We start from the raw sequence: 20,671 nt of genomic DNA, 5'->3' as shown, positions 1-20,671 counted from the left end.
CGGGGGGGGGGGGCGGGGGCGGGGGGGGGGGGGGGGGGGGGGGGGGGGCGGGGGGCGCGGCGCCCCCCGCCCGCCCGCCCCGCCCGCCCCCCCCCCCCCCCCCCCCCCCCCCCCCCCCCCCCCCCCTCCGTGGTGCTGCCGCGTCAGGGGGACTCGGGGGAGTCCTGGTGGGCGGTGGCGGCGGCGGACCGCTGCTGACCGGCGCCGTGCTCGTTCGTGGCGTTCGCCGAGGGGACGAACCACATGAGGCAGAGCAGGATCGCGGCGGCTATCGCCGTCAGCAGCGGTCGGCGTACGACGGGCACGTACACGTAATCGATCTCCCTTGGGAAAACGCCGAATTGGCCGGGTGCGCCGATGGTAGTGAAAGCAGCGGGTCGCGGGAAAGTCAGCCGGGGGAAGGGGCCTACTCTCCGGTTATGAGCACTTCTGAGACCTCCCGTTATGTCCGGCTGCACGTTGAATTGGTGCTGGAGATCAGTGACCCGGAACAGCTGACGGCCGCCGCCCTGACCCGTATCGCCTCGGACGACTCGATGCCGGACGAGGAACGCGGCCATGCCCGCTCGGCGGTGGGGGAGGACGCGGCGGAGGCCCTCGCGTATCTCGTCGAGCCCTCCGAGCTGGTCGGCGAGGTGCCCGGGGTGGAGCTGGCCCAGGCGTCGTGGAGCAGTGAGGAGATCGAGTACGACCCCGAAGCCGTCGAGTGGGATCTGGACGACGAGGACGGGGTAGGCGAGGAGGAGAGCGACGAGGACCCCGTCGGGGACGGGGTTCGTGGGCGGCCCGGCGTGGTTTAGCCCACGAGCGTGACACCCTTGGCCCCGGGGCGCCGTCGAATGCGGCCCGGGGCTTACATATGCGTGGGCCGTGTACATCCCGGGGTGCGAGTGGCGTTGCACACATCTTCGTTCGATGTGGAACCGGACGAACCGGAATGCGTGTTCTTAAAGGTCATAGGCAGGGAATCGGCAACGATGGAGAAGCGTGTGATGACGAACGGTATGCGGCGCAAGGGCCTGACGGCCGCGTCCGCACTGCTCGGCGGGGTGCTGGTGCTCTCGGCCTGCAGTAGTGGCGACGGTGGTGGCGACTCCGGAGCCGAGCGTTCGAAGGATTCGCAGGCGCAGGTGGACGAGGCGGCGGCGAAGGACACCTCCGAGGCCCAGATAGCCATCTCGCCCAAGAACGGCGCCGACAACGCGGGCATCAACAACGACGCGAAGGTCACCGTCACCAAGGGCACGCTCACCAAGGTCGACATGACCAACGCCGACGGGGCCGCCGTCAAGGGCACCCTCGCCGCCGACGGCAAGAGCTGGAAGCCGGACGGTCAGCTGGAACGCTCCACCACGTACAAGATCACCGCGACGGCGAAGGACTCCAAGAACCGCGAGGCTCACGAGAATTCGTCCTTCACCACCGTCTCGCCGAACAACAGCTTCATCGGCAACTTCACCCCCGAGGACGGCTCGACCGTCGGCGTCGGCATGCCGGTCTCGCTCAACTTCGACAAGGGGATCACCAACAAGGCCGCCGTGCAGGGCGGGATCACCGTCACGTCCAGCAGCGGTCAGGAAGTCGTCGGCCACTGGTTCAACTCGCAGCGCCTCGACTTCCGCCCCGAGCAGTACTGGCAGGGCGGCTCCACCGTCACCCTGAAGCTGGCGCTCGACGGCGTCGAGGGCGCGGACGGTGTTTTCGGCGTCCAGCAGAAGACGGTCACCTTCAAGATCGGCCGTAACCAGGTCTCCACGGTCGACACCAAGGCCAAGACCATGACCATCCAGCAGGACGGCAAGACGATCAAGACGATCCCGATCTCCGCGGGCTCGCCGGACAACCCGACGTACAACGGTCAGATGGTGATCTCCGAGAAGTTCAAGGAGACCCGGATGAACGGCGCCACGGTCGGCTTCACGGACGACGACGGCAAGGGTGAGTACGACATCAAGGACGTGCCGCACGCCATGCGGCTGTCCACGTCGGGCACCTTCATCCACGGCAACTACTGGGGCGACGACTCGATCTTCGGTTCGTCCAACACCAGCCACGGCTGTGTCGGTCTGAACGACGCGAAGGGCGCGAACGACCCCAACCAGCCGGGCGCCTGGTTCTTCGACAACTCCATCGTCGGTGACGTGGTCATCGTCAAGAACTCCCCGGACAAGACCATCGCGCCCGACAACGGCCTCAACGGCTGGAACATGAGCTGGGCGGACTGGCAGGCCGACTCCGCCGCCTGATCCCGTCGATCCTCATGTCACCGCGCCTCATGTCACCGCGCGGCACCCGGTCCGGGTGCCGCGCGGTGCGCGTTGCGCGGCCCTTCGCGCGGAAAGCCCGTCTCACTGTCCGGAAAGCCCGTACAACTCAGGGGCGCGGACGGGGGAGTGAGCGTAGGTTCGGATCATGCTGATGACTCTGGGAACGCCGCCGTCGGAGGCGGAGACAGACGCCTGGCATGACGTGATCGCGGCTGCCCATCTCCAGGACGTGCCCGCGTCGGTACCGGAGCCGGGCCGCACCGAGACGGCGGGGAAGCTGCGGGTGCGCTCGCCCGACGCCCGGATGCTCCATCTGGTGTGGGCCGCTCCCGACGGGACGTCGTACGACGGCGTCGCCACGCTGCTGCTGTTCAGCGAGGAGAGCGACCGGCACACGGCCTTCCTCGACGCCCTGGTCGTGCGTCCCGACGCCAGACGGCGCGGCGTGGGGGCGCGGCTGTGGGGCGCGATACGGGCCGAACTGGCCGCCGACGGGCGCAGTTCGGTCTCCACCATGCTCGAACTCGGCGGCGCCGGCGAGGCGTTCGTCGACGGGCTCGGCTTCTCGAAGGTGCTGCCGCTCGCCTGGTACGTGCAGCGCGTCCCGGAGGCGAACGCCCAGCTTCCCCCGGCGCGGCTGCCCGACGGCTACCGCTTCGCCGACTGGGACGGCATCGTGCCGGACGCGCTCGCCGACGAGTTCGCGCGGGCGCACGATGTGATGCGGGACGCGCCGGCCGGCGGCATGGACGAGCGAACCCCGCGCTGGGACGCCGAGCGGGTACGGGGCGCGGCCCGGCTCGTCGACGACCGGGGCGGTGTCCTGCTCACCTCGGTGGTGCTGGCGGCGGCCGACGGCGCCGGTGAGGGCGTCGACCGGGTCGCCGCGTACACCGAACTCGTCCTGCGCGACCCGTCGCACACCCGGGCGCTCCAGTACGACACGGTGGTCGTCCCGGAGCACCGCGGGCGCGGACTCGGCCGGGCGGTCAAACGCCATCTGCTGGGCACCCTCGCCGAACGCCACCCCGGAGTACGGGAGATCAGCACCAGCGTCGCCGACGACAACGCGCCGATGCTGGCGGTGAACGCGGCGCTCGGCTACCGGCGTGAGCGGCCGGCCGGGATCTTCCAGGCCAAGCTCCAGGACCCCGAGGGTTTCTGACCATGCGTCAGCTCTGCTGTACCACCCGCCCTGCCCGCAACTCCAGCCGTCCACCCGCGAATTCGCTGCGGAAGCGGCGGTCGTGCGAGACCACCACCACGGCGCCCTCGTAGCCGATCAGCGCCCGCTCCAGCTCCTCCACCAGGCTCAGCGCCACATGGTTCGTCGGCTCGTCCAGGATCAGCAGATCGGCCGGCCTGGTCAGCAGCCGGGCCAGTTCGAGCCGGCGCCGCTGGCCCACCGAGAGCCCGGCCACCGGCACGGCCAGATCCTCCTCACGGAAGAGTCCGAGCGCCAGCAACTCCTCGGTGTGCTCCTCCGGCAGCCCCCGGCGGCCCGCCGCGAACGCCCCCAGCAGCGACAGCCGCGGGTCCCCGGTGACGACCGCCGACTCCTGTGCCAGATAACCGACATGGGCCGTACGGCGCACGGTGCCCGCGTCCGGTACGAGATCCCCGGCCAGCACCCGCAACAGCGTGGTCTTGCCCGCCCCGTTGGGCCCGTCGACCAGCAGCCGTGTCCCCGCCTTCACCTGGAGCGAGTCCAGCTCCAGCCGGTCCCCGACCACGACGCCGGACAGCTCGGCCGGCAGGCCGCCGGCCCCGGTGGTGGCCGGGGCGCCCTTGAACTCCAGCGGCTCCGGCGGGGCGGGCACCGGCTCCCGCTCCAGTCGCTCCAGCCGTACCCGCGCCGCCCTGACCTGCCCGGACAGCTTCGCCTCGTGCGAGCGGCGGTGTTTGCCGAAGCCCTGCTGCGGGTCCTTGCCGGTGGCCGCGAGCCGCTGTCCGGCCGCCGCGACCAGCTCCCTCGTACGGGCCAGATCCTCCAGCCACTCCTGGTGGTCCTGCTCCCAGCGGCGGCGGGCGGCGGCCTTGGCGGTCCGGTAGCCGGCCCAGCCGTCGCCGTACCGGGTCACGGCCCGGGTGTCCCGGTCGACCTCCAGGATCGTCGTCGCCACGCGCTCCAGGAACGCGCGGTCGTGGGTCACGGCGACCACCGTGCCGCGGTGCGCGCGCAGTTGCTCCTCCAGATAGGTGGTGGCACGCAGATCGAGATGGTTGGTCGGCTCGTCGAGCAGCAGCAGTTCGGGCGCGGCGGCCAGGACGCACGCCAGCGCCACCCGGGACCGCTCACCGCCGGAGAGCGATCCGAGCGGGCGGTCCCGGCCGACATGGGCGAGCCCGAGCCCGTACAGGGCGCCGTCGACGCGGGCGTCCGCCTCGTAGCCGCCCCGGTCCTCGTACACGGTCAACAGATCGCCGTACGCGGCCAGTTCGTCCTCGGCGGCATCGGCCAGCGTCGCCTCGGCGGCCCGGATCCGGCGCTCCAGCTCCCGCAGATCCGCGAGCGCGGCGTCGACGGCGGCCTGGACGCTGAGCCGGAGGTCGAGCCCGAGGGTCTGGGCGAGATGCCCGACCCCGCCGGGGAACCGCACGGTGACCTCCCCGTTGTCCGATGCCTCGGCCCCGGCCAGCAGCCGCAGCAGGGTGGACTTCCCGGAGCCGTTCTCCCCGATCACACCGGCTTTCTCACCGGGCCGTACGGAGAGCGACACCTGGTCGAGGACGGTCCGGTCGCCGTACGACTTGGAGACGTCTTTCATCGACAATTGGGCGCGTTCGCGCATTACTTCTTCCTTGAAGGTGACATGCCCGCGCACGGCGCGCGTCGGCGCACGGCGGGGCTAGCTGATGTCGGACGGGCGTGGAAGCGGGACGCCGGCGGTCCGTCGAAACGGCTCGTGCCGGGGCGTCCGTGCCCGGAATCAGCGGAAGAAGTAGTACGAGTACACACCCATGCGGATCAGGCTACCGAAGGGTGCGGGAGGGCGCCCCCGGATTTTCCGGCCGGACAGCGCCTACAGCTTCGCGGCCAGCTCGAAGGCGTGGGCCGACACCCAGGTGTACGCGGCCCGCACCTCGTCCACCACGCCCCGCTCACGCAGCGCGGCCATGGCGGCGTCGCCGCGGTCGGCGGACTCGGCGATGCCGCGCCAGGTCCGGTCCTGCCACCAGAGGATCGTACGGACGATGCCGTCCCGGTCGTCCAGCCCGTACGCGTCGCAGACCAGCGTGATCCGGCGGGCCGCCTCGTCGACGTCCGGCACGCGCGGGCCGAGGTCCAGGAACTGCCAGCACAGATGCGCGACGTCATGGACGCGCTCACCGGGGGCGGCCAGATCCCAGTCGACGAGCGCCACCGGCAGCGGCTCGCCGCCGTCCGGCGCCGCGTAGACCGTGTTCCTGGGCGACAGGTCGTTGTGGCACACCACCTCGTGCGCCCCGGCGAGCGACGAGCCGGCCGTCAGATCGTGGAACTCCCGTACCAGCTCGGCGACCCGCGCCAGCCGCGCGTCCGACAGCGGCAGATCCACCTCCCCGTCGATGTGCCCGAGCACCTCCCGCCCCTGCTCGTCCACCCCCTGGTACCGCGGCGCCCCACCCCAGCCGCGCTCCTCGAACAGCCCCAGCAACTCGCGTATGTACGCGGCACGTTGATCCGGCACGTCGCGTGAGCGCCGCACGGTGTCACCGACACGTACGACCTGATTGATGAACCCACCGGGCAGAGGAGTCTCGTCCATACCCCCCACGATGCCAGGCCCCGGCCGCCGGTCAGACGCCCTTGCGGATCCGGGCCCGTGCCTCCGACCCCCGGATCGCCGCCGTACGCGTCGAGGTGAAGAACTCCACCGGGTCGCGGCGGGTGCGCCAGGGCAGGGCGTTCACATAGCCGTCCACCAGACGGAACTGCTCCAGCGCCTCCTCGTGCCGCCCCTGCCGCGTCAGGAAGTACGCCAGCAGATGCCGCACCTCCGGCAGCCGAGGGTGGTCCTGCGGCGCCGCCGCCGTGTCCGCCAGCGCCGCGTCGACCAGGGCCGTCAGCCGCGGGGCCGCGTGGTCACGGGGCGCGGCCGAGGCGTCGTGGTGGTCGAACCAGGCGATCAGCGGGAGCGCCGACATCAGCGTGCCCGGCGGCGCGTCGGCCGTCGCCTGGGCCGCGAACTCCTCGGCCAGCTCCGCCGAGCCGTGCCACCGCGCGCTCCAGTACTGGAGCGCGGCCTCGTGCGCCCCGTACAGCGGCGCCGACGTGGGATGCGGGGTGCGGGCGGTGATCTCCGCCCACAGCTCGCGCATCCGCTCGGGCCCGTAGCCGACGCCCAGCGCCGTACGGATCTCGACGATGTACGGCGACGGGTCATCCGGGCCCAGCGCCGCCGCGCGGCCGGTGTCGGCGCGGGCCGCCGGCAGCAGCTCGTGGAAGCTGTCCGCCTGCTCGGGGGTGGTGTGCTTCGCGTACGGGGAGCCACGCAGCAGCCAGGCGCGCGAGACCGTCGCCGACGCCTGGACCAGCTCCGCGTCCACGTCGGGGGTGTCGCCGGTGGCGCGCCACGCCCGCAGCCACGCGTCGTCCCGCGCCGCCGCCTCGCCCAGCACCTGGACGTACAGCGCGCGCCGCTCCCAGTCCCGGTCCTTGCCCGTCGCCGCCAGCAGCTCCGCCGCCGGCTCCCAGCGCCCCGCCCGCGCCTCGTCCAGGGCCCGCTCCAGCGCGGCGTCCGGCCCGGCCAGCTCGGTGTTCTGCCGGTCTCTGGGCAGCAGCCCCAGCTCCGCCTCCGTACCGACGAGCGAGGACACGCTCCGGCGGGCCTTCAGCCAGAACCAGACGCCGAACGCGAAGAGGACGAAGGGCAGTACGCGTGCCATCGAGTGGCCCCCCAGGGGTACGGAGAACAGGTCCTTGAGATGCTGTGGGGGTTCTGCGGAGTATGCACCACCGCAGGTCAGCGCGGCAATGGTGCCTTTGTTCCGCTACCTCGGCAGCGTCGCCGGATTCCCGCCGTTCGCCTCGTAACCCGCCACCGCCAGCGCCCGGTACGTCGCGTAGTGCGCCGCCGGGTCCTCGTCGACCGTCCACGGGAGCGCGCCGATGTAGCCGTCCACCCGGACCAGCTGGTGCATCGCCTCCGACCAGCGGCCGGCGCCCACCAGGAAGTGGATCAGCAGATGCCGTACGTGCGCGAGCATCGGGTCGTCCGGGCGGGCCGCGTGCACCGCGTACAGCGCGCCCTCCATCGCCTTCGACACCACCGCGCTGCCGTAGAAGTCCCGCACCAGCGTGACATCGTCCATGTGCTCGTACAGCGCGAACAGCGGCAGCGCCGCCAGCAGTGAGCCCTTCGGGGCGCGGGACGCCGACGCCGTCGCGAAGCGGTCCGCCTCCTCGCGGGAGCCGTGCCACTTCTCGCACCAGTAGTGCAGGGCCGCGAGATGCGCGCCCATGTGGTCCGGCGCGCGGTCGATGATCTTCGCCCAGAGCTGGTCGAACCGCTCGTGCGGATAGCCGAGCCCACGGGCCACGGCCAGCTCGACGATGTACGGCACGGGGTCGCCCGGCGCCAGCAGCGCCGCGTCGCCGCAGACCGAGCGGGCCTCCTCCAGGATGATCCGGAACTCGTCCGTGCCCACGGCCGACGAGCGCCACGCCTGCTGCACCAGGAACTCCGCGTGCACCTGCGCGCCGCCCGCGTCCTTCGGCGACTCCGCGCGCCACGCCCGCAGCCACGCGCCGCCGACACCGGGCTTCTGCTGGAGTTCCAGCGACGCGGCGCCCGCGAAGGACTGCACACGCTGCCAGCGCAGCTCGCCCTCCTTGGCGGTCCCGGCGAGCAGCTGCGCCGCCGCCCGCCAGTCCTGGGTGCGCTGGACGACATCGAGTACGTCGAGAAGGTCCTGGTCAGGACCGGGCAGCCGGACGTCGAGGTCCTCCTGCCGCACGAACTCGTAGGCGTCCGGGTCGGCGGCGTCCGGCGAGCCGGGCGCGACCTGGCGTATGCCACCGCCACGGCGCCGGACGACCGGGCCGACGACGGCGACGACCAGACCCATCGCGATCAGGAACCAGAGAATCTCCATGCGTTCCATTGTCCCGGATGCCGATGGCGCTCTCCGCCGGGCTCCGGCACCGCTACCCTCGGGGCTCATGAGCGACCAGCACAGCTTCGAGACCATCGCCATCCACGCGGGGAACACACCTGATTCCCTCACCGGCGCGGTCGTACCCCCCATCTATCAGGTGTCCACGTACAAGCAGGACGGCGTGGGCGGACTGCGTGGCGGCTACGAGTACAGCCGCAGCGCCAACCCCACACGCTCCGCCCTGGAGGAGAACCTGGCGGCCCTGGAGGGCGGCCGGCGCGGACTCGCCTTCGCCTCCGGCCTCGCCGCCGAGGACTGCCTGCTCCGTACGCTGCTGTCGCCCGGCGATCACGTGGTGATCCCCAACGACGCGTACGGCGGCACCTTCCGGCTCTTCGCGAAGGTCGTCTCGCGCTGGGGCGTGGAGTGGTCGGTGGCCGACACCTCGGACCCGGCGTCGGTACGGGCGGCCCTGCGGCCCCGTACGAAGGCGATCTGGGTCGAGACCCCGTCGAACCCGCTCCTGGGCATCAGCGACATCGTGGCGCTCGCCGAGGTCGCCCGCGGCGCCGGCGCGAAGCTCGTCGTGGACAACACCTTCGCGAGCCCCTACCTCCAGCAGCCGCTCGCCCTCGGCGCGGATGTCGTCGTGCACTCCACCACCAAGTACATGGGCGGCCACTCGGACGTCGTCGGCGGCGCGCTGATCACCGCGGACGACACGCTCGGCGACGAACTCGCCTACCACCAGAACGCGATGGGCGCGATCTCCGGTCCGTTCGACGCCTGGCTGGTGCTGCGCGGCGTGAAGACGCTCGCCGTCCGTATGGACCGGCACAGCGAGAACGCGACGCGGGTCGCGGAGATGCTGGCCCGGCACCCGAAGGTCAGCAAGGTCTACTACCCGGGCCTGCCCGACCACCCCGGGCACGAGGTCGCCGCCAAGCAGATGAAGTCCTTCGGCGGCATGGTGTCCTTCCAGGTCGCCGGCGGCGAGCAGGCGGCGATCGAGGTCTGCGGCAAGGCGAAGGTCTTCACGCTGGGGGAGTCCCTCGGCGGTGTCGAGTCGCTGATCGAGCACCCGGGGCGGATGACGCACGCGTCGGCGGCGGGCTCCCCGCTGGAGGTGCCGGACGATCTGATCCGGCTTTCGGTGGGCATCGAGTCCGGGGACGATCTGCTGACGGACCTTCAGCAGGCGCTCGCGTAAAGGGAGTTGGTCACCAGCTCTCCAGCGGTGGGGTGGTCTCGGTCGGCGGGACCCGCCACGGTTCCGCCACCGACGCCCACACCGCGAAGGCGATCACCGCCACCGCGACGAGCAGCCAGAACAGCAGGCGCCGGGTGCGCCTGCGGTTCAGCAGCCGGGTGCCACGCGCGGTGGCGCGGGCCGTCAGATCGACGGGGACCGGCGGATGCGGCAGATCGAGCATCCGGCGGACCTCGTCCTCCTTACGGCTGTGGCCGCTCATCGGGCGGTCTGCCGGGAGTGCGGCGACAGCAGCGACAGCGGCCAGTGCGGAGCGGGGCGGCGCGGCGGCGCGGGCCGGCGCATCGCGGTGACCGCCCGCGCGCAGATCGCCCGGACCCGCTCGACGGGCAGCCCCAGCAGCGCCGCCGTCTGCTCCTCGGCCACCCCCTCGTACAGCCGCAGCACCAGAATGAGCCGCTCCTGCGGGCTGAGCCGGCCGAGCAGACCCTCACCCGTCCGTGGGTACCGCCAGGCGCCCCGCGCGTAACGGGTGGCCAGCTCCTGGCGTACCCGGTCGTACGGGTCCTCGTCCCGCAGCCGGTCCCAGTCCGCGTAACCACGGGCCAGGGCGGCCGTCAGCAACCGCTCCGCGTGTGGTCCGGCGCCGGCGGGCTCACCCGTCAACAGCGTGGCCGCGTGCAGCAGTCGGCCTGCCGCGCCCGCGACGAACGCCTCGAACTCCCGGGCACGGCGGCGGTCCGTACTCGCCTGCCGTCGCTCTCGCACACCTCATATGAGGACAGACCCGGGCCCAGGTCAAGAGGCAGACGGTGGCTCCGTGCCGGAGGGGTCGTCCACCGGGGCCCGGTGGGGCGGCGGTTCGGCGGGCGTGGGGCCCGACTGCCGTGCGGACAGGGCGGAGTTGAAGCGGGTGAGGAGCGTGCAGAACGACTCCCGCTCCGCCTCCGTCCAGCCGTCCGTGACCTGTGACATCAGCTCACGGCGGGAGGATCTGACCTCTTCGAGGCGGCTCAGCCCGCGCACGGAGAGTTCCAGGACGACGGCGCGGCCGTCCTCCGGGTGGGACGTGCGCTTGACCAGGCCGGTGTCGACCAGCGGCGCGACCTGGCGGGTGACGGTGGAGGAGTCGATCCCCATCCCAGCGGCCAGCGCCTTGACGCCCATCGGGCCTTCCAGATCAAGCCGGTTGAGCAGCAGATAGGCGGCGCGGTCCATGGAGTTGCGCACCTGGCCGACGCCGCCGAGACGGGTCTGTTCGGCCCGTCGGGCGAAGACGGCGACCTGGTGCTGGAGTGTGTCGAGAAGGACGACGTCGTCGGTCGCGCCGTCGTCGGGCACGGCAACGGATTCGGTACCGGCGGAAGGTGCCGGTGCGGACTCTAAAGGTGCGGAGCCGGAGGGTTCGGAACCTGCGGGTTCGGAGCCGGAGCCCGGGGAGGCCGACACAGCGGAAGTCATGTCCTGAGTAGGGGGCATGGCTGGGGCTCTCTCGTGCGGTGGTCGGTTGGTTTGGGACAGAGTACGCGGCCCTGCCCCTGCCCGTACCAGCCCCGTGTAAACCGGTCGACGGGCCCCGCGCTCGGGCGGCCGACCGGTCCATGAGCTGCGAGACTGACGGTCATGACCTTCGGTACGTCCCGTCCCTCCGGATCATTCACTTCCGCTTCGGCGCGCGGCTCCGCGCCCGCCCTCATCCTCGACGACATCCGCGGGGCGCAGAAGATGCTCACCGGTGTGGCGCGGGTGACCGCGATGGAGGGCAGCAGGCATCTGACCCACCTGGTCGGCGCCCCCGTCCACCTCAAGTGCGAGAACCTCCAGCGGACCGGATCGTTCAAACTGCGCGGCGCGTACGTACGGATCGCCGGGCTCTCGCCCGAGGAGCGCGCGGCCGGTGTCGTCGCCGCCAGCGCGGGCAACCACGCGCAGGGCGTCGCGCTCGCCTCCACCCTGCTGGGTGTGCGCTCCACCGTGTTCATGCCGGTCGCGGCGCCGCTGCCCAAGGTCGCCGCGACCCGCGAGTACGGCGCCGAGGTACGGCTGCACGGCCAGGTCGTGGACGAGACCCTGGCCGCCGCGCAGGAGTACGCGCGGGAGACCGGCGCCGTCTTCATCCACCCCTTCGACCACCCGGACATCATCGCCGGGCAGGGCACGGTGGGCCTGGAGATCCTGGAGCAGTGCCCCGAGGTACGCACGATCCTCGTCGGGCTCGGCGGCGGCGGCCTCGCCGCGGGCATCGCCCTCGCGGTCAAGGCGGTGCGCCCGGACGTCAAGGTGATCTGCGTACAGGCGGAGGGCGCCGCCGCGTATCCGCCGTCGCTGCGCGCCGGGCGGCCGATGTCGATCGACGAGCAGCAGACGATGGCGGACGGCATCAAGGTGGGCCGGCCGGGCGAGATCACCTTCCCGATGATCCGGGACCTGGTCGACGAGGTGCGTACGGTCTCCGAGGACGAGCTGTCCAGCGCGCTGCTGCTCTGTCTGGAGCGGGCCAAGCTCGTCGTGGAGCCGGCCGGGGCGAGCCCGGTGGCCGCGCTGCTGAGCACCCCGAAGGCGTTTCGCGGGCCGGTCGTCGCCGTGCTGTCCGGCGGCAATGTCGACCCGCTGCTGATGCAGCGGATCCTGCGCCACGGCATGGCGGCGGCGGGGCGCTATCTGGGGCTGCGGCTGCGGATCACCGACCGGCCGGGCGCGCTCGCGACGCTGCTCGGGGTGCTGTCGGTGGTCGACGCCAATGTGCTGGACGTGAGCCATGTGCGGACCGATCCGCGGCTCGGGCTGACGGAGGCGGATGTGGAGCTGCATCTGGAGACCAAGGGGCCCGAGCACTGCGCGGACGTGGCGACGGCGCTGCGGGAGGCGGGCTACACGATCCTCGGCTGAGCCCCGCCGGCCATCTCCCGGACACCTTCCCGATCACCGGCCCAGGCACCTTTACGCAGAGCTTACTTAAATATCTTGCCTGTCGCGATGTATCGCGTTAGCGTCAGGGCCTGCTTCCGTCGGCTTACGCTTTCCAGCGGCACGGATCGCACCATTTGATCGCATCTGACACAACTCCGGGAGTACCCCTATGCCAGGCGCCATCTACGCCGAAGGCCTGGTCAAGACGTTCGGCGACGTAAGAGCACTCGACGGCGTCGACCTCGATGTCCCCGAAGGCACCGTCCTCGGTCTGCTCGGCCCCAACGGCGCGGGCAAGACCACCGCGGTCCGGGTGCTGACCACCCTGCTCCAGCCCGACAGCGGCAAGGCCTTCGTCGCGGGCATCGACGTGCTCAAGCACCCCAACGAGGTCCGCAGGAACATCGGCCTCTCCGGCCAGTTCGCCGCGGTCGACGAGTATCTGACCGGCCGCGAGAACCTCCAGATGGTCGGCCAGCTCTACCAGCAGAGCGGCAAGGCCGCGAAGGCCAGGGCCGTCGAACTCCTCGAACGCTTCAACCTCACCGACGCCGCCGACCGCACCACCAAGACGTACTCCGGCGGCATGCGCAGGCGCCTCGACCTCGCGGCGGCCCTCGTCGTCTCCCCGCCGGTGATGTTCATGGACGAGCCGACGACCGGCCTCGACCCGCGCAACCGCCAGCAACTCTGGGGAATCATCGAGGAGTTGGTCGCGGGCGGTACGACGCTGCTGCTCACCACCCAGTATCTGGAAGAGGCCGACCACCTCGCCCACGACATCTGCGTCATCGACCACGGCCAGGTCATCGCACGCGGCACCGCCGACGAACTCAAGGCCCGCACGGGCGGCGAGCGCGTCGAGGTCGTCGTCCACGAGCGCGACCAGATCACCCCGACCCATGACGTGCTCGCAGGCTTCGGCAAGGGCGAGGTGATGGTGGCCCAGCACACCCGCAAACTCACCGTCCCGGTCACCGGCGGAGCCAAACTGCTCGCCGAGATCATCAGGGAACTCGACGCCCGGGGCGTCGAGATCGACGACATCGGCCTGCGCCGCCCCACCCTCGACGACGTCTTCATCTCCCTCACCGGCCACGCGGCCGAGGAGGGCCAGGAGAACGGCGAGGGCAAGGACAAGACCACGGACCCGAAGGAGAGCGCCAAGTGAGCGCCGTGACCGGGGCCGCACCCAAGGCCCTCGCCCCGCAGCCGCGCGGCGGCATCGTCCAGTCCGTCCGCGACTCGCTCGTGGTCGCCAAGCGCAATCTGATCCGTATGCTGCGCATCCCGGAGATGATCATCTTCGGGCTGATCCAGCCCATCATGTTCGTGGTGCTCTTCACCTACGTCTTCGGCGGCTCCATCAACATCCCCGGCGCCCCCGCCGGCAGCGCCCAGGCCTACCGCGAGTTCCTGATGGCGGGCATCTTCGCCCAGACGGTCACCTTCGCCACGGCCGGCGCGGGCGCCGGTATCGCCGACGACATGCACAAGGGGCTGATCGACCGGTTCCGCTCACTGCCCATGGCACGCGGCGCGGTCCTCACCGGGCGTACGCTCGCCGACCTCGTACAGACCGCCCTGACGCTCGTCGTCCTCGCGGCCGTCGCCCTGATCATCGGCTGGCGCACCCACGAGAACATCGGCAGCGTGCTCGGCGGCTTCGCGCTGCTGCTCTTCCTCGGGTACGCGTTCTCCTGGATCGGCGCGCTGATCGGCCTCATCGTCCGTACGCCGGAGGCCGCCACGTCCGGCGGGCTGATCTGGCTCTTCCCGCTGACCTTCATCTCCAACGCCTTCGTGCCGGTCAACGGCATGCCCGCGTTCCTTCAGCACGTCGCGGAGTGGAATCCGTTCAGCGCGACCGTGCAGGCGGCGCGTGAGCTGTTCGGCAACACGATCCCGGGCCGCGAGGCCTCGGTGACCGGCGCGTGGCCGATGGAACACCCGGTCTGGGCCTCGGTGATCTGGTCCGTACTGATCATCGTGGTCTTCCGCACGCTGGCGGTACGTCGCTACCGCTCCGCCACCGCGTAGCTCGTGACCCTGTCCTGATCCACCGGCCACGGGGGTGCCGGTGGATCAGGACAGAGACGTTTCAGCCCTGGTACGGCTTCGCGGCCAGGATCTTGACCTTGGCCGTCTTGCCGTTCGGCAGCTCGTACTCCGCGTCGTCGCCGACCGTCTTGCCGTTCACACCCGAGCCGAGCGGCGACTGCGGCGAGTACGTCTCGATGTCGGTGCTCGCGTACTCGCGGGAGGCCATGAGGAAGGTGAGGGTGTCGTCCTCGTCGCCGTCGAACGCGATGGTCACGACCATGCCCGGCTCGACGATCCCGTTGTCCTCGGGAGCCTCGCCCACCTTGGCGTTCTGGAGAAGCTGGGTCAGCTGGCGCACCCGCAGCTCCTGCTTGCCCTGCTCCTCCTTGGCGGCGTGGTACCCGCCGTTCTCCTTCAGGTCCCCCTCCTCGCGGGCGGCCTCGATCTTCTGGGCGATCTCGACGCGCGCGGCACCAGACAGGTAGTCCAGCTCGGCCTTGAGCTGGTCGTACGACGCCTGGGTGAGCCAGGTGACGTTGTCGCTGGTCTGGGTCACAGGTGCTCCTCGTAGGTACTGGGGATACAAAGCAACGCCCTACCCAGAAGCATGTGCCTTCTCGGGTGGGCGAAACCACGAGCCTAACAATTCCGCGGCGTCAGGGCAGGACGAAAGGCATCAGAATTACATCGCCGCAGGTCAGCGACGTGAACCTGGGCCGATGTCGGGGAGGGTCAGACCCGGATCAGCCGGGCGGGGACATGAACCACGCCGCTCGGCCGTCCGCCTGCCGTCCGTCAGCTCCCGTCGGCCGTGCAGCCGACCAGCTCCGCGCTCGTCGCCTCGGCGGTCGTACGGACGGTGACCACGCGGTCGATCCGCTTCTCCGCCCCCTCGAAGCGGACGTCCTTGCGGCCCACCTCGGCGCCGTCCTCGGCGCGCGAACGGAGCGTGCACGTGCCGGCCGCGTCCGCGTCCTTGCGGACCTCCAGATGCACCTCGACCTCGGAGGCCGATACCCGCTTGAATTTGATGAGCTCGCCCGAGACACTCTGGCCTGCCACGTAGTCGTAACCGAACCAGCCGACGAGCGCGAGCAGCCCGACGCCGAGCACCGAGCCGACGATCCTGAGCTTGCGATCCGCACGCTCGTCCGACGAGCGGCCGTAACGACCCTCGGGAAGAACCGGTGGACGTACCGCCGTCATGAACTTTCCTCCCCGGAATTTTCCGTCCCTCGATTCCGTCACTATAGAAGCCGCCCGATGCGACAAATCACTGAGGACCGAGTCTTGACTGACCAGCTGCGATTGATGGCCGTCCACGCCCACCCCGACGACGAGTCGAGCAAGGGCGCGGCCACCATGGCCAAGTACGTATCCGAGGGGGTGGACGTGCTGGTCGTGACCTGCACAGGGGGCGAGCGCGGCTCCATCCTCAACCCCAAGCTCCAGGGGGACGCCTATATCGAGGAGCACATCCACGAGGTCCGCAAGAAGGAGATGGACGAGGCCCGCGAGATCCTCGGCATCAGACAGTCGTGGCTCGGTTATGTGGACTCGGGTCTGCCGGAGGGCGACCCGCTGCCGCCGCTTCCCGAGGGCTGCTTCGCCCTGGAGGACGTCGACGAGGCGGCCGGGCGGCTCGTGCGGATGATCCGCGAGCAGCGCCCGCAGGTGATGACGACGTACGACGAGAACGGCGGCTATCCGCACCCCGACCACATCATGACCCACAAGATCTCGATGGTGGCCTTCGAGTCGGCGGCCGACGCGGAGAAGTACCCCGAGGCCGAGTTCGGGCCGGTGTGGCAGCCCCAGAAGCTCTACTTCAACCAGGGCTTCAACCGTCCCCGTACGGTCGCGCTGCACGAGGCGCTGCTGGCGCGCGGGCTTGAGTCCCCGTACGGCGAGTGGCTGGAGCGCTGGAAGGAGTTCGGGCGCGCCGAGCGGACGCTGACCACGCATGTGCCGTGCGCCGACTTCTACGAGATCCGTGACAAGGCGCTCGTCGCGCACGCGACGCAGATCGACCCCGACGGCGGCTGGTTCCGTGTCCCGATGGACATTCAGCGGGAGGTCTGGCCCACGGAGGAGTACGAGCTGGTGAAGTCGCTCGTCGATACCTCCCTCCCCGAGGACGACCTCTTCGCGGGCATCCGCGACAATGCCTGATATGTATGCGACCCAGGCAGTGACGCAGCTCGTCCCGCTCGCGAAGGAGCTGGACGAGAACAAGGTGACGCCCGGCGTTCTCGGCTTCGTCGTCTTCGCCGTGATGGCGGGCGCCGTGTGGCTCTTGATGAAGTCGATGAACCGCCACATGGGCAAGGTCTCTTTCGACGAGGGCAAGCCGGCCGAGTCCCGGTCCGAGGAGACCCCGGCGGCTTCGGCGGCTTCGCCGGCCGGGCGGCCGACGACGTAAGCGGCTCCGGCTCTCGCGGTACGCGCCTTCGCGCTCCCGCCGGCCGCCCTTCAGGGGGCGTGGTCAGCGGGAGTGCTCGCGCGGCGTACCCGGCACAGGACCACGGCGGTGAGGCGGGCGAACGGGACCGGGCCCGTGTGCCGGGAGTCGTAGCTGATGTCGCGGTTGTCACCCAGGACATACACATGTCCGGGAGGTACGACCGTGCCGGAGGGCAGCGGCCCGCCGCCAAGCGCTCCTCCGCCAAGCGCTCCTCCGGAAAGTGACTCTCCGGGAAGCGTCTCTCCGGGGAGCGCCGCGACGCGCTTGACCATGCAGGTGGGCACCGGCAGTTCCAGGGCGATGTCCTCGGCCGCGGTCGGCTCCGGAGCCGCTGGCAGCCGGATCGCGACGACGCTGCCCCGGCGCAGGAGACGTACGAGATGTGCGTGGCGTACGGGCACCCTGGCCGCCAGCAGCCGGTCCCTGTCGCGGAACGTGGGCAGCATGCTGAGGCCGCTCACGTCGAGCAGCAGACAGCGCCTGCGGGCGGCCCGCGCCGTCAGCGCCACGGCCGTCGGCGTCACGAGCAGCGTCACGATCACCGTCAGAGCGTGCACGAAGGGCTCCCCGTCAGATCCGCCGTCTCCGTCCCGTCGCGGTAACCGCGGGACTGGAGGGTGAACAGCCGGTGGTAGGTGCCCCGCCCGGCGAGCAGCCGGCGGTGGTCGCCGAACTCCGTGATCCGCCCGTCCTCCAGCACCGCGATGGCGTCGGCGTCCTTGACCGCCGCCAGCCGGTGGGAGATCAGCACGCTGGTACGGCCGGCGCGGCGGGCCCGCAGCCGGGTGTGGATCTCGTGCTCGGCGGCCGGGTCGAGGCCCGAGCTTGGCTCGTCGAGGATCAGCAGATCCGCGTCCGCGCGCAGGAACGACCGTGCCAGGCCCATCCGTTGCCACTGTCCGCCGGACAGCTGCACGCCCGCCTCGTTGTCGTCGCCCCAGAAGGTGCGGCTGAGCAGGGTCGAATAGCCGTGCGGCAGCCGGGTGACGTCCTCGTGCACGCCTGCCAGCCGGGCGGCTTCCTCGCAGCGCAGGGGTGTGTCGAGCGCGTCCAGATCCGCGATGCCGACGTTCTCCAGGGCCGTGAGTTCGTAGCGCATCGGGTCCTGGAAGGTGGCGGCGACCCGGGCCCTGAGTTCGGCGGGCGGGATGTCGCGCAGATCGGTGCCGTCCCACAGGACACGGCCACGGGTGGGGTCGTAGAACCGGCAGAGCAACTTGACGAGGGTGGACTTGCCCGAGCCGTTGATCCCCACGAGTGCCAGCGCCCGCCCCGCCTCGATGCGCAGACCGACCCCCCGCAGCACCCAGGGAAGTCCCTCCTCGTAGCGGAACCACACGTCCTCGAACTCGATGGCGTCCCGCAGCGGGCCGACGGGCCGGGGACTGGCGGGGACGGGCAGATCGGGGCCGAGCCGGACGACCGTGACGTAGTGGTGGAACATCACCAGCGAGTGGTGCGCCTGCCCCAACTCCCCGGCCAGCGCGCCGATTCCGCTCTGCACGGCGGGAATCGCGGTCAGCAGCATGGAGACGTCGCCGACCGTCATCGCTCCCCGCGAGGCGGCCCGGACCGCCCAGATCAGGGCGGCCCCGGCGAGGACGGCCGAGAGGGCCTGGAGGGCGGACTGGACGCGCAGTTCCTTGCGGTCGAGATGTTCGCGCAGTACGTCCGCCTTGCGGCGCTCGGCCAGCATCCGCTCCCGGAGGAAGCCCCCGGCGCCGTACAGCCGGATCTCCTTCGCGGCCTCGACGCTCGACAGCAGCGTCGAGTAGAAGATCTCCCGGCGTTCGGTGGGGCTGATCGCCCAGAAGGTGCGGGCGCGTTGGCGGCTGAGCGTGATCTCCGCCCAGAGGACGGGCAGGCCGGAGAGCGACACGACGACCGCCAGGAACGGGTTGAGGACCGCGAGGGAACCGACGAAGCCGACGAGCAGGATGACGCTGCGGCTGATGCCTGCGACACCCTGGACCACCTGGAACGGCGCGAGCCCGCCCGCCTGTTGGGCCAGCCGGAGCTGGTCGAGGAATTCCGGGCTCTCGAAACGGCGCAGGCCGGTGAAGGTGTCGACCGAGGCGTGCAGTCGCTCCTGGACCAGCAGACTGGTCGCCCGCATCATCCGGGCCTGGAGATAGCCGGTGAGCTGGGGGGCGACGGCCATGACGGCGGTGGCGACCGCGAGGACGAGAACCGGGCCGGAGACCTCGCCCACGGCGGCGCCGTCCGCGAGGCTGTCCAGGATGTCCTTGATCAGCCAGGCGACCGCGACGGGAGCGCCGGCCGAGAGCAGAGTCACGGCGAGATGGCAGACCAGTACCCACGGGGCGGCACGGAAGGCCAGTGCGAGGGCCAGGCGCACGGCGCGGCCGAAGCGTTGGCGTCCGGCCGGTTCGGCGGGACCGGAGGACGCGCCGGGGCTGGGCGCCGCGCCGGGGCTCATGCCGATCCGACGGGCAGGGCGGTGAGGACCGTGTCCCCGACGGCCGCGACCGTGGGCGGCGCCCCGGCCGGGGCCGAGATCGCGAACTGGGTCGGGAAGCCGTGTACGCCGAAGGCGGTCGTACAGGGCCCCTCGGGGTCCTCGTGGACCACGCGGGCGACCGGCGCGAGCTGTTCGGCCATCGTCCGTGCCTCCGCCTCCTCCGCCGCGTTGCCGGCCGGGGTCACGACGACGGCGATCATCTGACGGCCGCGCGGGCGCGCGGCGCGCTTGACGAAGGTGGGCAGGGCGCGCCGGCACGGCGGACAGCCGGGGGAGAAGAACGCCACCACCGCGCCGTCGGTGAGGTCCCGCTCGGTGAGCGGCGTGCCCTCGGCGCAGGAGGTCGTGAAGGCGTCGACCGCCGCCCCGACGGGGATGCCCGGCTCGGCGGCGGCCGGGGCGGCCGGGCCGGCGGGGCTGTCGCGGAGTCTGCGGAGAACGGCGAGCGTCAGCATCAGGTCCAGTGCGCACAGGGCCGCGACGGCCACGAGGGCGACAGCCAGATAGACCATGGTGGGGCCTCTTCCTGTGGAGGTCAGAGATGCGGGGCGGCGGGTGCCGTACGGGCGGGGGCGCGCCGCAGCAGCGACGCCAGTTCCTCGCCGACGACCAGGACGAGCGCGGCCGTCGCCCCGGACAGCCAGGCCGCGAACCGCGCCTGCCAGGGCAGCTCACCGGGGCCGTTCAGCACACCGGGGACGGCTGCCGCCACGGCCACGAGCAGCAGGGCGTTGCGCAGGAGCTGGGGCGGTCCCACGGGGCCCGCCGAGGCTCCGAAGCACCGGCAGGACACCGTCGACCCGGCGCGCAGGGCGCGGGCGACGGCGTAGCTGAACGACGCCAACAGGCCTGCCGCCAGCAGCAGTCCGGCCCCTCGGAACCACGGCGTGACCAGCAGGAGCGCCGTCGCCGCCTCCAGGGTGATGATCACTGCCGCCACAACGCCCGCGCGGTGGGCGGGTGTCCGGCCCAGCACCGTCACGGCGTCCGTGAACGCGGTCACCGACGCGGCGGTCCTGGTCTTGCCGACGACGGCCGCCGCGAAGACAAGTGCCAGCAGGGTCAGGCAGGTTGCCGAGACGAATTGCACTGAATCTCCCCCGTGAGAGCCGTGGGGGGGGGGGGGGGGGGGGGGGGGGGGGGGGGGGGGGGGGGGGGGGGGGGGGGGCGGGTGGGGGGGGGGGGGGGGGGGCCGCCCCCCCGGGGGGGCGGGG

At 71.4% G+C, this 20,671-nt stretch carries 23 protein-coding genes; 9 read left to right on the top strand and 14 right to left on the bottom strand.

The annotated features are described in order from the left end of the window. Positions 1–143 precede the first annotated feature (143 nt). A complete protein-coding gene (locus ACFYNU_RS38095; protein ID WP_356594603.1) occupies positions 144–311 on the bottom strand; it encodes a hypothetical protein in 168 nt (55 codons plus the stop codon). Positions 312–419: 108 nt separating this feature from the next. Between ACFYNU_RS38095 and ACFYNU_RS38090 the strand changes: the two genes are divergently transcribed. The 3 genes from ACFYNU_RS38090 to ACFYNU_RS38080 all read left to right on the top strand — a co-directional run bounded on the left by ACFYNU_RS38090 (position 420) and on the right by ACFYNU_RS38080 (position 3,432). Continuing rightward, positions 420–800, top strand: a complete 381-nt coding sequence (locus tag ACFYNU_RS38090) for a hypothetical protein (RefSeq protein ID WP_356594605.1) — start codon at positions 420–422, stop codon at positions 798–800. Between the two features lie 177 nt (positions 801–977). Next, complete coding sequence (locus ACFYNU_RS38085) at positions 978–2,246, top strand: Ig-like domain-containing protein (RefSeq protein ID WP_356594607.1); 1,269 nt, start codon at positions 978–980, stop codon at positions 2,244–2,246. A gap of 166 nt (positions 2,247–2,412) precedes the next feature. Next, entirely contained in the window at positions 2,413–3,432 is a 1,020-nt protein-coding gene (locus ACFYNU_RS38080) for a GNAT family N-acetyltransferase (protein WP_356594609.1), read from the top strand. A gap of 7 nt (positions 3,433–3,439) precedes the next feature. Here the strand turns inward: ACFYNU_RS38080 and abc-f are convergent, their stop codons facing one another. The 4 genes from abc-f to ACFYNU_RS38060 all read right to left on the bottom strand — a co-directional run bounded on the left by abc-f (position 3,440) and on the right by ACFYNU_RS38060 (position 8,345). Continuing rightward, on the bottom strand, positions 3,440–5,059 hold the full coding sequence (gene abc-f, locus ACFYNU_RS38075; protein WP_356594611.1) for a ribosomal protection-like ABC-F family protein: 1,620 nt from the start codon (positions 5,057–5,059) through the stop codon (positions 3,440–3,442). Positions 5,060–5,290: 231 nt separating this feature from the next. Further along, on the bottom strand, positions 5,291–6,016 hold the full coding sequence (locus ACFYNU_RS38070; RefSeq protein WP_356594613.1) for a phosphotransferase: 726 nt from the start codon (positions 6,014–6,016) through the stop codon (positions 5,291–5,293). 31 nt (positions 6,017–6,047) lie between these two features. Continuing rightward, a complete protein-coding gene (locus tag ACFYNU_RS38065) occupies positions 6,048–7,136 on the bottom strand; it encodes a hypothetical protein (protein ID WP_356594615.1) in 1,089 nt (362 codons plus the stop codon). A 105-nt stretch (positions 7,137–7,241) separates the two neighbouring features. Continuing rightward, positions 7,242–8,345, bottom strand: coding sequence for a hypothetical protein (locus ACFYNU_RS38060; protein WP_356594617.1), 1,104 nt, complete (start codon positions 8,343–8,345; stop codon positions 7,242–7,244). A 67-nt stretch (positions 8,346–8,412) separates the two neighbouring features. Between ACFYNU_RS38060 and ACFYNU_RS38055 the strand changes: the two genes are divergently transcribed. After that, entirely contained in the window at positions 8,413–9,558 is a 1,146-nt protein-coding gene (locus tag ACFYNU_RS38055; RefSeq protein ID WP_356594619.1) for a cystathionine gamma-synthase, read from the top strand. Between the two features lie 10 nt (positions 9,559–9,568). On the opposite strand, the gene ACFYNU_RS38050 is transcribed toward ACFYNU_RS38055, so the two are convergent. Genes ACFYNU_RS38050 through ACFYNU_RS38040 form a run of 3 tightly spaced genes read right to left on the bottom strand, consistent with a single transcriptional unit; the run spans position 9,569 to position 10,899 of the window. Then, the gene (locus tag ACFYNU_RS38050; RefSeq protein ID WP_356594621.1) at positions 9,569–9,820 is read right to left on the bottom strand and encodes a hypothetical protein; all 252 of its coding nucleotides are present in this window, start codon (positions 9,818–9,820) and stop codon (positions 9,569–9,571) included. After that, positions 9,817–10,326, bottom strand: a complete 510-nt coding sequence (locus ACFYNU_RS38045; protein ID WP_356594623.1) for a sigma factor-like helix-turn-helix DNA-binding protein — start codon at positions 10,324–10,326, stop codon at positions 9,817–9,819. The genes ACFYNU_RS38050 and ACFYNU_RS38045 overlap by 4 nt, the downstream gene beginning before the upstream one ends. Before the next feature lie 30 nt (positions 10,327–10,356). Beyond that, positions 10,357–10,899 carry a MarR family winged helix-turn-helix transcriptional regulator gene (locus tag ACFYNU_RS38040; protein WP_388768641.1) on the bottom strand — a complete coding sequence of 181 codons (543 nt, stop codon included), beginning with the start codon at positions 10,897–10,899 and terminating at the stop codon, positions 10,357–10,359. Positions 10,900–11,283: 384 nt separating this feature from the next. Here ACFYNU_RS38040 and ilvA point away from each other — a divergent pair, with 384 nt between their 5' ends. The 3 genes from ilvA (at position 11,284) to ACFYNU_RS38025 (ending at position 14,508) form a co-directional block, all read left to right on the top strand. Continuing rightward, the gene (gene ilvA / locus ACFYNU_RS38035; protein ID WP_356594786.1) at positions 11,284–12,447 is read left to right on the top strand and encodes a threonine ammonia-lyase; all 1,164 of its coding nucleotides are present in this window, start codon (positions 11,284–11,286) and stop codon (positions 12,445–12,447) included. A 190-nt stretch (positions 12,448–12,637) separates the two neighbouring features. After that, a complete protein-coding gene (locus ACFYNU_RS38030) occupies positions 12,638–13,639 on the top strand; it encodes an ATP-binding cassette domain-containing protein (RefSeq protein ID WP_356594627.1) in 1,002 nt (333 codons plus the stop codon). Continuing rightward, complete coding sequence (locus tag ACFYNU_RS38025) at positions 13,636–14,508, top strand: ABC transporter permease (protein ID WP_356594629.1); 873 nt, start codon at positions 13,636–13,638, stop codon at positions 14,506–14,508. Before ACFYNU_RS38030 ends, ACFYNU_RS38025 begins: the two co-directional genes overlap by 4 nt. 61 nt (positions 14,509–14,569) lie before the next feature. Here ACFYNU_RS38025 and greA read toward each other — a convergent pair whose 3' ends face one another. Beyond that, complete coding sequence (gene greA, locus ACFYNU_RS38020) at positions 14,570–15,067, bottom strand: transcription elongation factor GreA (protein WP_356594631.1); 498 nt, start codon at positions 15,065–15,067, stop codon at positions 14,570–14,572. 239 nt (positions 15,068–15,306) lie between these two features. Further along, positions 15,307–15,717: a DUF4307 domain-containing protein gene (locus ACFYNU_RS38015; protein ID WP_356594633.1), complete on the bottom strand. Its 411-nt coding sequence runs from the start codon at positions 15,715–15,717 to the stop codon at positions 15,307–15,309. 84 nt (positions 15,718–15,801) lie between these two features. Between ACFYNU_RS38015 and mca the strand changes: the two genes are divergently transcribed. Continuing rightward, positions 15,802–16,683 (top strand): mycothiol conjugate amidase Mca, encoded by an 882-nt coding sequence (gene mca / locus ACFYNU_RS38010; RefSeq protein WP_356594635.1) that lies wholly within the window; start codon positions 15,802–15,804, stop codon positions 16,681–16,683. A gap of 1 nt (position 16,684) precedes the next feature. Then, complete coding sequence (locus ACFYNU_RS38005; RefSeq protein WP_356594637.1) at positions 16,685–16,933, top strand: hypothetical protein; 249 nt, start codon at positions 16,685–16,687, stop codon at positions 16,931–16,933. 50 nt (positions 16,934–16,983) lie between these two features. Here ACFYNU_RS38005 and ACFYNU_RS38000 read toward each other — a convergent pair whose 3' ends face one another. From ACFYNU_RS38000 to ACFYNU_RS37985, 4 genes are read right to left on the bottom strand one after another with little or no spacing between them, the layout of a single operon-like run. Further along, positions 16,984–17,532 (bottom strand): S26 family signal peptidase, encoded by a 549-nt coding sequence (locus tag ACFYNU_RS38000; RefSeq protein WP_356594639.1) that lies wholly within the window; start codon positions 17,530–17,532, stop codon positions 16,984–16,986. After that, the gene (locus ACFYNU_RS37995; RefSeq protein ID WP_356594641.1) at positions 17,520–19,415 is read right to left on the bottom strand and encodes an ABC transporter ATP-binding protein; all 1,896 of its coding nucleotides are present in this window, start codon (positions 19,413–19,415) and stop codon (positions 17,520–17,522) included. The genes ACFYNU_RS38000 and ACFYNU_RS37995 overlap by 13 nt, the downstream gene beginning before the upstream one ends. Further along, on the bottom strand, positions 19,412–19,969 hold the full coding sequence (locus ACFYNU_RS37990; protein ID WP_356594643.1) for a redoxin domain-containing protein: 558 nt from the start codon (positions 19,967–19,969) through the stop codon (positions 19,412–19,414). The genes ACFYNU_RS37995 and ACFYNU_RS37990 overlap by 4 nt, the downstream gene beginning before the upstream one ends. Positions 19,970–19,992: 23 nt before the next feature. Next, positions 19,993–20,547, bottom strand: a complete 555-nt coding sequence (locus ACFYNU_RS37985) for a MauE/DoxX family redox-associated membrane protein (protein WP_356594645.1) — start codon at positions 20,545–20,547, stop codon at positions 19,993–19,995. Between the last annotated feature and the right edge of the window lie 124 nt (positions 20,548–20,671).

The organism is Streptomyces sp. NPDC006643 (assembly GCF_042870175.1).
Taxonomy (GTDB): Bacteria; Actinomycetota; Actinomycetes; order Streptomycetales; family Streptomycetaceae; genus Streptomyces.
This window is presented reverse-complemented; position numbering and strand designations above follow the sequence as displayed.

Coding starts and splice junctions, on each gene's coding strand:
- ACFYNU_RS38090 (WP_356594605.1), top strand. CDS start 420: ATGAGCACTTCTGAGACCTCCCGTTATGTCCGGCTGCACGTTGAATTG.
- ACFYNU_RS38085 (WP_356594607.1), top strand. CDS start 978: ATGGAGAAGCGTGTGATGACGAACGGTATGCGGCGCAAGGGCCTGACG.
- ACFYNU_RS38080 (WP_356594609.1), top strand. CDS start 2,413: ATGCTGATGACTCTGGGAACGCCGCCGTCGGAGGCGGAGACAGACGCC.
- abc-f (WP_356594611.1), bottom strand. CDS start 5,059: ATGCGCGAACGCGCCCAATTGTCGATGAAAGACGTCTCCAAGTCGTAC.
- ACFYNU_RS38070 (WP_356594613.1), bottom strand. CDS start 6,016: ATGGACGAGACTCCTCTGCCCGGTGGGTTCATCAATCAGGTCGTACGT.
- ACFYNU_RS38065 (WP_356594615.1), bottom strand. CDS start 7,136: ATGGCACGCGTACTGCCCTTCGTCCTCTTCGCGTTCGGCGTCTGGTTC.
- ACFYNU_RS38060 (WP_356594617.1), bottom strand. CDS start 8,345: ATGGAGATTCTCTGGTTCCTGATCGCGATGGGTCTGGTCGTCGCCGTC.
- ACFYNU_RS38055 (WP_356594619.1), top strand. CDS start 8,413: ATGAGCGACCAGCACAGCTTCGAGACCATCGCCATCCACGCGGGGAAC.
- ACFYNU_RS38050 (WP_356594621.1), bottom strand. CDS start 9,820: ATGAGCGGCCACAGCCGTAAGGAGGACGAGGTCCGCCGGATGCTCGAT.
- ilvA (WP_356594786.1), top strand. CDS start 11,284: ATGCTCACCGGTGTGGCGCGGGTGACCGCGATGGAGGGCAGCAGGCAT.
- ACFYNU_RS38030 (WP_356594627.1), top strand. CDS start 12,638: ATGCCAGGCGCCATCTACGCCGAAGGCCTGGTCAAGACGTTCGGCGAC.
- ACFYNU_RS38015 (WP_356594633.1), bottom strand. CDS start 15,717: ATGACGGCGGTACGTCCACCGGTTCTTCCCGAGGGTCGTTACGGCCGC.
- ACFYNU_RS38005 (WP_356594637.1), top strand. CDS start 16,685: ATGTATGCGACCCAGGCAGTGACGCAGCTCGTCCCGCTCGCGAAGGAG.
- ACFYNU_RS37995 (WP_356594641.1), bottom strand. CDS start 19,415: ATGAGCCCCGGCGCGGCGCCCAGCCCCGGCGCGTCCTCCGGTCCCGCC.
- ACFYNU_RS37990 (WP_356594643.1), bottom strand. CDS start 19,969: ATGGTCTATCTGGCTGTCGCCCTCGTGGCCGTCGCGGCCCTGTGCGCA.